This is a genomic window from Selenomonas sp. AB3002, assembly GCF_000702545.1.
In the GTDB taxonomy this organism is placed as follows: Bacteria; Bacillota; Negativicutes; order Selenomonadales; family Selenomonadaceae; genus Selenomonas_B; species Selenomonas_B ruminantium_A.
Window position 1 is genome coordinate 337,285 of sequence record NZ_JNIO01000007.1, and the last position, 10,821, is coordinate 348,105.

Below are 10,821 nucleotides of genomic sequence, written 5' to 3' on the forward strand. Positions count from 1 at the left end.
AGTGATGGAGGTCTTTTCATGAAGAAATTCTTAGCTTTAGCTTTAGCTGTGTTTATGCTTATGGCAGCCCTGCCCCAGCAGGCAGGTGCCGAGTCTGCTCCCACCCGCATCAAGGATATTGCGAAAGTCCAGGGAGTTCGTTCCAACCAGCTGGTGGGTTACGGCATCGTAGTGGGTCTGCCGGGCACCGGGGACAGCAAGGAAGATGTGAGGCAGTCCATCCGCAATATGCTGCTCACTTTCGGCATTACCATACCGGCCGAAGATTTCAAGCTGAAAAACTCCGCCGCCGTCATGGTGACGGCTACCCTGCCTCCTTTTATAAGGGAGGGGGACACCATAGATGTCACCTCATCTTCCATCGGTGATGCCAAGAGCCTCCAGGGGGGCACTTTGCTGCAGACTCCCTTGAAGGCTGCCAACGGTGAAGTTTACGCCGTGGCCCAGGGGCCTGTTTCCACCGGCGGCTTTGTGGCCGGCTCTGGCGGGGGCGGCAGCGCCCAGAAGAATTTCCCCACCGTAGGGCTGACGCCTAATGGGGCTATTGTAGAAAAGTCAGTGGAAGACGATTTGGGCCAGGGGGGTAAGATTTCCCTGTCCCTCTCCCGTCCCGACTTCACCACTGCTGCCCGTATGGCAGCTTCCATCAATGCCCAGTACGGCGGTATTGCCACCGCAGCGAACCCGGGGCGCATCGACATCAACATCCCCGCTTACTTCCGGGGCAATGTGGTGGGGTTCGTGGCCACCATCGAGGAACTGCCCATTGTGCCTGACAACATTGCCAAGGTGGTTGTGAACGAGCGCACGGGCACCATCGTCATGGGGGGCGATGTGTCGGTAGACGAGTGTGCCATCACTCAGGGGGGGATCTCCATCAGGGTCACCAAAGACCAGCAGGCCGTCCAGCCTGATCCCCTGTCCTATGGTACCACTATCGTCACCAACAACACAGCTGTAGGTGCAGAAGAAGATGTGGCCAGCACCGTAGTGGTGCCCGCCACCGCCAGCATCAGCGATATCGTAGGCGCCCTGAACGCCGTGGGCGCTACGGCCAGGGATACCATCTCCATCCTGCAGGCCATGAAGGCGGCAGGAGCTATCCATGCAGACCTGGAGATTATCTAAGGAGGCAGGTTATGGATATTTCAGCTATCAACTCTGGTTTATCTGCAGGTGGTCTGCTTAAGGGCAGCGGTCCTGCCAATAATAGCTATGATTCTGCCACCACTGCAGCCGAGGCTGCCAGCTTTGAGGCGGTGCTTAAGGATTTGCAGAAAAAGGCCAAGGTCACGGCTGATCACGTGGTGAACGAGGCTGCCAAGGATAAGCAGGACAAGGAATTGAAGGAAGCCTGCAAGGGCTTCGAGGCCATGTTCCTCAATATGATGTACAAGGAAATGAAGGCTACGGTGCCGGAGGATTCTCTCTTTGGGGAGTCAAATGCCCAGAAGATCTTCCGTGATATGCATGATGAGAAGCTCATGGAAAACATCGCCGACGGCGGTGGTATTGGCCTGGCGGATATGCTCTACAAGCAGCTCTCCCCGCAGGTCAATGGGAGAATTGACAAAGGTGTCTGATTGTGACATTATAGGGTAAGCACGGACAAGGAAAAGCTCCTGCGAGGGGGCTTTTTCTTTTTCCTTTTGTAATTAAGCAGGAGGTATGCAGATGAGATATAGATTTGGCCGTATTTTTGCGGTGACTGTCGCTTTGATGCTTTTGCTTGAGAGCTTTGCTCTGGCGGCTGGCGCCCGTCTTTCCGGCATTCGCTTCCACAGCGGCAGCAAGCATGACCGGATTGTGTTTGATCTTTCCCAGCTGCCGAAGTATGAAGCGAGCCTGAGTGCTGATGGCAGGGAACTTACCCTTGATATGTCTGACGTCTCAGCCAGCGGTATTGCCCGGGCGAACTTCCACGGCTCCCGCATACAGGCGGTGAAGTACCAGATGGATGGGGACATGGTCAGAGTCACTTTGTCCCTGAAGGAGGGCATGACCTACAAGGTTGAGTCTCTCAGGAACCCCAGCCGCCTGCTGGTGGATGTGCTGCCGGGGAAGTCAAGTCCTGCGGCCAGTTCTGAGAAGGTCAAGCTTAACCCCATCAGGGTAAAGCCTGCCAATCCTTACGGCGTTCCAGGGCTGGAAAAGGACGAAGTTGCTCCCGGCCTTACCCGCATCAAGTACAGTTACAACGATGAGGACGGCAAGGTCACGGCTTATTTCGTGGAGGCTGATAACAACAGGTACAAAGTGAAGCCCGCCCTGGCACGGGGCAGGGTGCCGGGACGGGAGACCGTCAGCGGCATCTCTGACCGCTATCAGGCACTGGCCGCAGTGAACGCCTCTTACTTTGCCCTGTCAGGTGATATCCTGGGGGTCACGAGGATTGATGGCCTGATGGCTGGCACCACCTACATCACCCGCAGCGCTTTCGGCCTGACCTCTCAGGGCAAGCCGGTCTTTGGCAAGATCGACTACAATGGCCAGGTGAAGCTGGGCAGCATTTCCCAGGGGGTTTCCGGGGTGGACTGCGAGCGTGGGGAAAACAACCTCATCATCTACAACCGGGCTTATGGCAGCCGCACCGGCACCAATGAGTATGGTGTAGAGTACGTGGTGCGTGGCGGCAAGGTCACCGCTATCAACGAAAAGGGCAACAGCGCCATTCCCGCTGATGGCTGTGTCATTTCCGTACACGGCACAGCGGCCAGCTATTTCGCTCCCGTGAAGGTGGGGGACCCCGCTGTGATCACGGAAAATCTTGGCACCCAGTGGAATAACTGCCCGGATATCCTGGGGGTGGGACCCCGCCTGCTGACTTCCGGCAAGGTCACCGTAACTGCCGCCGAGGAGGAGTTCCCTGGTGACATCCGCTACGGCAGGGCCCCCAGAAGTGCCGTGGGCGTTACCAAGGATGGCCATTTCCTGCTGGGCGTGGTGGACGGCCGTCAGGCCGTGAGCCATGGCCTGACCCTCACGGAGTGGGCCTATCTCATGAAAAAGATGGGCGCTGTGGACGCCATCAACTTCGACGGCGGCGGCTCCAGCGAATTGGTGGTAGGAGGAGAAATCCAGAACTCCCCATCCGATGGTCAGGAAAGGCCGGTTGGTACTGCGCTGATGGTGGTAAACAAGTAAGCCATAGATCATAAATGAATAAAGAGAAACTCGCTTCTGCAAGCTGTGGCTGGCAGAAGCGAGTTTCTCTTTATTTGTATGTGTCTCAAACTTCCCACATAAAAAATACTAACAGCTCCTTGAAAACCGTATATCTCAAGAGATAAAATCCTCAGGCCGCCTGCAATAGACGCTGCATGGACTCTGGCAGTTTGGAATGACAAAGCAGTCATCACGATTCTCGGAGGTCAGATCGCGGAGATGCCCGTTGATAATCCTCGCAGAAAGGAGCGTGGTAAAGCGAAGCCAGTTGGTGCGCGGGCTCATGAGGAAACGATAGCAGGTGTTCTTTGAAAAGCCATCATGAATCTTCCCCAGCTTGTTCTGCATATAGAAGCTCCCCATGCGGAAGACATTTGTAAGCGTGTAAGTGAACAGAGCTTTGACAGGAACCCCCTTGAGCTTTGTGCCTCCACAATTGCTCAAAAGGCTGATTACCCCATAGGCAGTGAGAAAGTTCAAGATGGAAGCAGAAACGTTCTTTTCATCGGCGGATTCAAGTGATACAATAGACATGGCGTAAAACCTCCTTGGATAATGGTTTGTTTGCACTTCTATTGTACCAAGTTTTGAGGCTTTGCGCCTTTTTTATCTTCTGAGATATACAGTTTTCAAGGATCTACGCCTGTTATAGGTGTGGGAAGTTTGAGGCATTATTTTCTTTGCAGTATTTCCATGATGGCTTCGCCAATCTCATTTGTCTTGGCTGTGCCCCCCAGGTCCGGGGTCAGGCATTTCTTCTCCAGGAGCAGGGTCTCGATGGCGGAGATGACCTTCTCTCCCCACTCAGGCTGGCCCAGGAAGTCCAGCATCTGGCTGACGCTCCAGATGGCGGCCAGGGGATTCGCCAGGCCCTTGCCTGCGATGTCCGGGGCGCTGCCGTGGATGGGCTCGAACATGCTGGGGTATTTGCGCTCGGGGTTGAGGTTGGCACCTGCAGCAAGGCCCATGCCACCGGCGATGGCTGCCCCCAGGTCTGTGAGGATATCGCCAAAGAGATTGCTGGTGACTACAATCTGGAAGCGTTTGGGATTCTTGACAAAGAACATACTGGCAGCATCCACCATGAGACTGGAGGTGGGCACCTCAGGGTATTCCTTGCCCACCTGGGCGAAGATCTCATTCCAGAACACCATGGAGTAGCCCAGGGCATTGGCCTTGCTGATATTGGTGAGGCTCTTGCCTTCTTTCTTTGCCAGCTCGTAGGCGTAGCGGATTACCCGCTCGCAGCCCTTGCGGGAGAAAACTCCTGTCTGGAGAGCTGTTTCCTGCTCAGTGCCGGGGAAGAGGCGGCAGCCCACGTTGGCATACTCACCCTCGCTGTTCTCCCGCACCACCGTCATGTCGATATCTGACTCGCTGACATCCTTCAGGGGGCAGGGAGCACCCCGAAGGAGCTTCACAGGCCGCAGGTTGATGTACTGGTCAAAGCCCTTGCGAATCTTCAGGAGCAGTCCCTGCAGGGAAACATCGTCCGGCACCCCGGGATAGCCCACGGCGCCCAGGTAGATGGCATCGAAGCTTTTCAGCTGCGAAAGGCCGCTTTCGGGCATCATCCTGCCTTCCCGCAGGTAATATTCGCACCCCCAGGGAAAGTCCGTGAACTCCACTTCAAAGCCGCCGTCGATTTTGGCAATGCCCGAGAGCACTTTCTTGCCTTCCTCAATGACTTCCGGCCCAATGCCATCCCCGGCAATTACGGCAATCTTGTATTTCTGCATGGCAAACATCCTTTCTTGCTGGTGATAATCTTATTATACTACCTTCGCTGTCCGTGGCTAGATTCCTTCAATGAAAAAAAGGGGCTGTTGCACGTAATCCAAACGTGCAGCAGCCTCATTTTTTATGCAAAAAGATAATCCCGGGACATTCAAGCCCCGGGATTAGGTGTAGAATTTAGGTATGCAAAAACCAAATTCACAGAAAGAGTATACGTCTTTAGGAGAGAATTATCAACTGTTTCTCCCCTTAAATCTTGAATTTCAGGTTAGCAAAGATGACCCCGTCCGCCTGCTTCGCCACTGCATTGGAGGTATGGATATAAAGTCACTGGAGGAGACCTATCAAAGGATAGATCGAAATCTGGCGTCGCCCAGGCAGATGCTGGCCATCCTTGTTTATGCCGGAATGAACCATATTTTCAGCTCACGCAGGATCGAGACTGCCTGCCGAAGGGACATCAACTTCATGTACCTGCTGGAAGGCAAGCCGGCCCCTGACCATGTTACCATCTCAAGATTCCGTTCCAAACATCTGGCCCCCTGCATCAAGGAACTGTTTGCCCAGATGGACTTCCTGCTTGAACAGTTCGGTGTCATTTCCCTTAAAGACATCTTCATTGACGGAACAAAGATTGAGTCTTTCTCCAACAAGTATAAATTTGTCTGGAAGAAGGCTGTCCTTAAAAACAAAGCCAAGCTCATGGCAAAGCTTCCTGCCTTTGTCAGCAAAGCCAGGGAAGCGTTCACGCTTTCTCTGCATTACGGCGATGAAATCCATGTCAGGCACCTCAAAAAGCTCCGCCGCAAGCTCAAGGCATGCCAGAAGGCGCAGGACATCATCTTCGTCAAGGGAACGGGCAAGCGCAAGACTGCCCTGCAGAAAACAATGGAGCAGCTGGACGAGTTCATTGCCCGGCTCAAAAAATACAATACATATCTGCACATTCTAGGCAACCGCAATAGCTTTGCCAAGACAGACACGGATGCCACCTTCATGCGCATGAAGGAAGATGCCATGAAGAACGGCCAGCTTAAGCCCGCCTACAACATCCAGTGCGGTACGGACTCTGAATTCATCACATGGGCATCGGTCGGTCCCCAGCCTACAGATACAACCACACTCATTCCTTTCCTTCAGGATATGGAGAAACATCTGCAGCGCCGCTATCCCAATGTGGTTGCGGATGCAGGATACGAAAGCGAAGAGAACTACCTCTATCTTGAGACCAACGGGCAGCGCGCCTTCATAAAGCCCAGCAATTATGAGAAGAGCAAGACAAGAAAATGGAAAAAGGATATCGGGCGCAGGGAGAATATGACCTATCTGCCAGAAGAAGATGCCTATTTATGCGCCCAGGGCAGGAAGCTTGCAGCTGCAAAGGAATTCGTACGCAGCAGCCGGACAGGATTCAAAAGAAATATAACCCTTTACAGTTCTGCGGATTGCGGCAATTGCCCGCTGAAGAGCCAGTGCATACACGGAAACCATTGCAAGACCCCGCTGGAGGAGAGAACCAAGCACTTTGAAGTATCCAAACAGTTTCTGCGCCAACGTCAGGAAGATTTGGAACGTATAACCTCAAAAGAAGGAGTACAACTGCGCATAAACCGAAGCATACAGGCAGAAGGTGCATTTGCAATGATGAAGGCGGACATGAATTTCCGAAGGTTCCTGAGCCGCGGCACAGCAAATGTCCTTGTTGAGATCATGCTGGTGGCTATGGCTTACAATATTCAAAAGCTGCACTGCAAAATCCAGTCAGACAGAGCAGGCCAGCACCTGTTCCCTGTGAATAACGCAGCCTGAATACAAAATAAGAGCACAAGAAAAAAGGCGATTTTTAGACCGCCTGGTATCTTGTGCTCATTTTTAGTGGATTTTACAACGAATAGGAACTTCTTATACATCAACAAGGAAAAGGGGCTGTGCATAAGTGGAATTACACTCATGCAACAGCCCCGAAGGATAAGGGGGGAATTGAAAAATGGGGAAGGGAAATTGATTATCTTCGTTTATTATTATATCAATGTTTGGGTAAGTGTTACTGCATAATATTGTTTATTTTAGGTAAAATTACCCTTGCGGAGCTTGATGTTTGGTGTTTTATGGGCACGTTCCTATAAAATCTTGCGGTGAGGATTTTTTTGAGCAAAAAGCTATCAGGGGGCAGGAATAAAGGCAGAGGATGGCGAAGCTGAAAGACAGGTAGTGTATGGTATATTAGAGGAGGCAAAGCTTATGAGCAAATATGCAGGCACCCAGACCGAGAAGAATTTGGAAGCGGCCTTTGCAGGCGAATCCCAGGCCAGGAACAAGTATACCTATTTTGCATCCAAGGCCAAGAAGGAAGGCTTCGAGCAGATTGCGGCCCTCTTTTTGAAGACGGCTGACAATGAGAAGGAACACGCCAAGATGTGGTTCAAGGAGTTGGAAGGCATTGGCGACACCAAGGCCAACCTGCTCGCTGCCGCTGAGGGCGAGAACTACGAGTGGACGGATATGTATGACGGCTTCGCCAAGACCGCCGAGGAAGAGGGCTTCAAGGAGCTGGCTGCCAAGTTCCGCCTGGTAGCTGCCATCGAGAAGCACCATGAGGAGCGCTACAGGAAGCTCCTGCAGAACGTGGAAATGCAGGAAGTCTTCCAGAAGAGCGAGGTCAAGATGTGGGAGTGTCGCAACTGCGGCCATATCGTGGTGGGCACCAAGGCTCCCGAAATCTGCCCCACCTGCGCTCATCCCAAGAGTTACTTTGAAATCAGCGAAGTCAATTATTGAAGCTGACTGGACAGGCAGGCACCGCAAGGCTGGCAAAGCGCCCCTTGCGGTGCTTTTTTGTAGACAAAAGACGGTGGCGGCGTTATAATCTAGTGTCAAAACATCAACAATAATGAAGTAAAGGAGTATCTTTTCCGTGCCTGTCTATCATGCTTTCCGCCGTTATCCCGATCTGTTTCTGGCGGGGCTCTTTGCCCTGGGGGCGGGGTGCCTTGCACCCCCTGCTCCCGCGGAAGTCCTGGCCTGCCTCAATCTTCCCCTGCTGGGTTTGCTGCTGTTCCTCATGAGCATTGTGGCGGGGCTCAGGCAGAGCGGTTTCTTTGCCGCACTCTTTCAGCGGCTGTTCAAAGGGCGCAATTCCGGGCGCAGTCTCTCACGGTTCTTCATCTTCAGCTGCTATTTTTCCTCTATGCTCATCACCAATGATGTGGCCCTGATCGTCTTTGTGCCTCTGGCCATCATGACCTTCACGGAGGCCCGGCGCATCAGGCTTATCGTGCCCACGGTTTGCTGGCAGACCATAGCAGCGAACCTGGGCAGTATGCTGACTCCGGTGGGCAACCCCCAGAATCTCTTCATCTATTCCCATTACGGGCTTTCCCCTTGGGACTTTTTCGCTGTCACCGCCCCGGTGGTAATCATAAGCGGCGTGGTAATCTATCTGGCCACCTTCACCCTGCCTGAGGTGGAAGTGGAATTGAGCAGCCAGGCGGAAGAGGGGCTGCCCTGGAAAAAGATTGCGCCCCTGTTGGTGCTGTTCCTGCTCTGCCTCCTCCATGTGCTGCACCTGCTGGACTTCACTCTGCTGGCTGTGCTGGTCCTGCCGGGGCTGCTCCTGCTTGACAGGCGCTTGCTCCTGGAGGCTGATTTCAAGCTTTTGTTGCTCTTCGCCCTGCTCTTCATCGGGGTGGGCAGCCTGAGCCATCTGGAGGCGCTGACCTCAAAGGCGGCCAGCCTTCTCACGGGACATGAGTTCTGGGTGTCCCTGATCCTGAGCCAGGTTCTCAGCAATGTACCCGCCACCGTCCTGCTGTCCGGCTGTACGGAGGCCTATGTGCCCCTGCTCCTGGGCGTGAATATCGGTGGCCTGGGCACCATCATTGCCTCTATGGCCAGCGTTATTTCCTTCAAGGCCTACCTGGGCACCCGTTTCAGCAGGCCCGGTTATTACCTGCTGACCTTCACTGGCAGCAACCTGCTGGTGCTGGCGCTGCTGCTGGGGTATTACAAGCTTTATGTGTAATGTCCTTCTGGGAATCTTACCTATACTTCACAAAAAAATCGGCTGCGCCAACTGCACAGCCGATTTTTTGTCATCCATGTTCGTCCAAAAACTTCTCAAATTCTGCCATGGGCATGGGCTTGGAATAGAGGTAGCCCTGGCCGTATTGGCAGCCGCATTTCTTGAGGATTTCTTCCTGAGTTTCGTTTTCGATGCCTTCGCAGAGGACGGTCATGCCCAGGCGCTGGCCCAGTTCCACGGAGGCAGTGAGGATCTGCCTCATGCGCTCGTTGCTCTCGGGGCCGGTGATCAGGGTGCGGTCTATCTTCATCACATCCAGAGGGAGGATGTTCAGGAGCTCCAGCGAAGAATAGCCGGAGCCGAAGTCATCCATGGACAGCTGGAAGCCCAGCCGGTGGAGGGTGCTGATGATGCGGATGGCCCTGTCCCGCCTGTCGGGATGGTCGATGAAGGAGAATGCTGTTTCTGTGAGCTCCAGCTCCACCAGTCCCGGACGCAGGTTGTAGGTGTCCCTGACTTTCTTCATGTAGAGCATATAGCCGTCCTGCAGGAAGTGCATGCGGGACTGGTTCACGGAGATGGGCACGGTCTTTTTGCCTTCATTCCGCCTGCGTTCCTGCATGGCGCAGGTTTCCTCCAGCACGAAGTTGTCCAGGGGGATGATGAAGCCGTTTTCTTCAAATATATTGATGAACTCTCCCGGGGGCATGAAGCCCATCTTGGAGCTTTTCCATCGCACCAGGGCTTCGGCTCCAGTGGTCCGATGTGTATTGAGGTCGTATTTGGGCTGGAACCAGACTTCGAATTCCCGCTGCTGCAGGGCCTGTTCCATTTCTGCTTCGATGAGCTGGCGACGGGCCAGCTGCTTTTCCAGTTTTTCATCGTAGACGCAGACCAGCCTGCCTGCTTCGTAGGCTTCGGAGATGGCAAGCTCTGCCCTGTGCACTGCCGTTTCCAGTTCCTCGGCCTTTTCCAGGCGGCAGATGCCGCCCTTGAGGTTCACGGCCTGCAGTTCGATGGCGGTTTCCTGCCGGATGATGCCCCGGAGAGTGATGGAAACCTGTTCTACCAGGCTGTCCATGGGAGGTTGTTCGTTGCCGGAGACGGGCATCTCTCCCAGGGCCATGATCATCTTGGCCATGCCGCTGACGGCGGTGGCCCTGAGTTTCAGTCTGGTCTGCAGCACTTTCAGGATGCGGGGCAGCTGCTCATCGATGATGGCCTTGCGAGTGCTGGTGCTCAGCTGGTTGATGGACTCGATGTCCACCCTCAGCACATAGCAGCGGCCTGCAGCGGCAGATTTAGCCAGCTGGCCCTTCAGAAGTTCGGGGATTTCGTCCACGAACCAGCGCCAGTTGGGCAGCTCTGACCAGTAGTCGGTATAGGCTGCTTTCTGGATTTCTGCCACATGGCGGCGGCGGATGTGCAGGATGTAGAAGAAAAACAGGCACAGAGCCAGGAGCAGGGCCATAAGCCCGGTAAAGACCTGCATGGGATAGTTGTAGACAAAGGCGGAGAAGGTCTGCATCTTCCCCTGGAAGATGCCGCGGGTGTCCATGGTTCCCCGGAAATTGGAGGGCAGGGAGTTGAGGTCATGGTTCAGCACGGAGAGGAGCTGCCGCCTTCGGGGGTGCCCTGTACGGCCAGGCCAATATCCAGGCTGCACACGATGTCGCCTGTAGCGCTCAGGTCGTAGTAGCCGTTGTGCAGGATATGGTACTGGGAGCTGTAGGCTTCCATGAAAGTCCTGTCAGCCCGCCCGTCCGCACGGCGTCAAGGCAGTCCTCGGGAGACTGGCACCAGAGGATATCCTTTTCGCCCATATGCTTGATGAGAGTATCTACGGAGAGAAGTCCCTGGGCAGGGCCACAGGGCCAGTGCGCCCTGTTTCGCCCCGC

Annotated in this window: 10 protein-coding genes; 6 read left to right on the forward strand and 4 right to left on the reverse strand. The window is 54.3% G+C overall.

Going from position 1 to position 10,821, the window contains the following annotated elements:
• Window positions 1-18: 18 nt before the first annotated feature.
• From P159_RS0107305 to P159_RS0107315, 3 genes are all read left to right on the forward strand, one after another.
• Window positions 19-1,128, forward strand: a complete 1,110-nt coding sequence (locus P159_RS0107305) for a flagellar basal body P-ring protein FlgI (RefSeq protein WP_029542826.1) — start codon at window positions 19-21, stop codon at window positions 1,126-1,128.
• An 11-nt stretch (window positions 1,129-1,139) separates the two neighbouring features.
• The gene (locus P159_RS0107310) at window positions 1,140-1,583 is read left to right on the forward strand and encodes a rod-binding protein (RefSeq protein ID WP_051650215.1); all 444 of its coding nucleotides are present in this window, start codon (window positions 1,140-1,142) and stop codon (window positions 1,581-1,583) included.
• Between the two features lie 91 nt (window positions 1,584-1,674).
• On the forward strand, window positions 1,675-3,144 hold the full coding sequence (locus P159_RS0107315; protein WP_029542829.1) for a phosphodiester glycosidase family protein: 1,470 nt from the start codon (window positions 1,675-1,677) through the stop codon (window positions 3,142-3,144).
• Window positions 3,145-3,279: 135 nt separating this feature from the next.
• On the opposite strand, the gene P159_RS0107320 is transcribed toward P159_RS0107315, so the two are convergent.
• The gene (locus P159_RS0107320; RefSeq protein ID WP_029542830.1) at window positions 3,280-3,699 is read right to left on the reverse strand and encodes a hypothetical protein; all 420 of its coding nucleotides are present in this window, start codon (window positions 3,697-3,699) and stop codon (window positions 3,280-3,282) included.
• A gap of 137 nt (window positions 3,700-3,836) precedes the next feature.
• A complete protein-coding gene (locus tag P159_RS0107325) occupies window positions 3,837-4,904 on the reverse strand; it encodes a tartrate dehydrogenase (RefSeq protein ID WP_029542832.1) in 1,068 nt (355 codons plus the stop codon).
• Between the two features lie 181 nt (window positions 4,905-5,085).
• Here P159_RS0107325 and P159_RS0107330 point away from each other — a divergent pair, with 181 nt between their 5' ends.
• The 3 genes from P159_RS0107330 (at window position 5,086) to P159_RS0107340 (ending at window position 8,923) form a co-directional block, all read left to right on the forward strand.
• On the forward strand, window positions 5,086-6,711 hold the full coding sequence (locus P159_RS0107330; protein WP_029542724.1) for an IS1182 family transposase: 1,626 nt from the start codon (window positions 5,086-5,088) through the stop codon (window positions 6,709-6,711).
• Window positions 6,712-7,143: 432 nt separating this feature from the next.
• On the forward strand, window positions 7,144-7,680 hold the full coding sequence (rbr, locus tag P159_RS0107335; RefSeq protein ID WP_029542833.1) for a rubrerythrin: 537 nt from the start codon (window positions 7,144-7,146) through the stop codon (window positions 7,678-7,680).
• A gap of 136 nt (window positions 7,681-7,816) precedes the next feature.
• The gene (locus tag P159_RS0107340) at window positions 7,817-8,923 is read left to right on the forward strand and encodes an SLC13 family permease (RefSeq protein WP_029542835.1); all 1,107 of its coding nucleotides are present in this window, start codon (window positions 7,817-7,819) and stop codon (window positions 8,921-8,923) included.
• A 70-nt stretch (window positions 8,924-8,993) separates the two neighbouring features.
• On the opposite strand, the gene P159_RS19295 is transcribed toward P159_RS0107340, so the two are convergent.
• Both P159_RS19295 and P159_RS20575 read right to left on the reverse strand, forming a co-directional pair.
• Window positions 8,994-10,529: an EAL domain-containing protein gene (locus P159_RS19295; RefSeq protein WP_051650216.1), complete on the reverse strand. Its 1,536-nt coding sequence runs from the start codon at window positions 10,527-10,529 to the stop codon at window positions 8,994-8,996.
• Window positions 10,523-10,663, reverse strand: coding sequence for a hypothetical protein (locus P159_RS20575; RefSeq protein WP_185753660.1), 141 nt, complete (start codon window positions 10,661-10,663; stop codon window positions 10,523-10,525). The genes P159_RS19295 and P159_RS20575 overlap by 7 nt, the downstream gene beginning before the upstream one ends.
• Window positions 10,664-10,821 lie beyond the last annotated feature (158 nt).

Coding starts and splice junctions, on each gene's coding strand:
- P159_RS0107310 (WP_051650215.1), top strand. CDS start 1,140: ATGGATATTTCAGCTATCAACTCTGGTTTATCTGCAGGTGGTCTGCTT.
- P159_RS20575 (WP_185753660.1), bottom strand. CDS start 10,663: ATGGAAGCCTACAGCTCCCAGTACCATATCCTGCACAACGGCTACTAC.
- P159_RS0107305 (WP_029542826.1), top strand. CDS start 19: ATGAAGAAATTCTTAGCTTTAGCTTTAGCTGTGTTTATGCTTATGGCA.
- P159_RS0107325 (WP_029542832.1), bottom strand. CDS start 4,904: ATGCAGAAATACAAGATTGCCGTAATTGCCGGGGATGGCATTGGGCCG.
- P159_RS0107315 (WP_029542829.1), top strand. CDS start 1,675: ATGAGATATAGATTTGGCCGTATTTTTGCGGTGACTGTCGCTTTGATG.
- P159_RS0107330 (WP_029542724.1), top strand. CDS start 5,086: ATGCAAAAACCAAATTCACAGAAAGAGTATACGTCTTTAGGAGAGAAT.
- P159_RS0107320 (WP_029542830.1), bottom strand. CDS start 3,699: ATGTCTATTGTATCACTTGAATCCGCCGATGAAAAGAACGTTTCTGCT.
- rbr (WP_029542833.1), top strand. CDS start 7,144: ATGAGCAAATATGCAGGCACCCAGACCGAGAAGAATTTGGAAGCGGCC.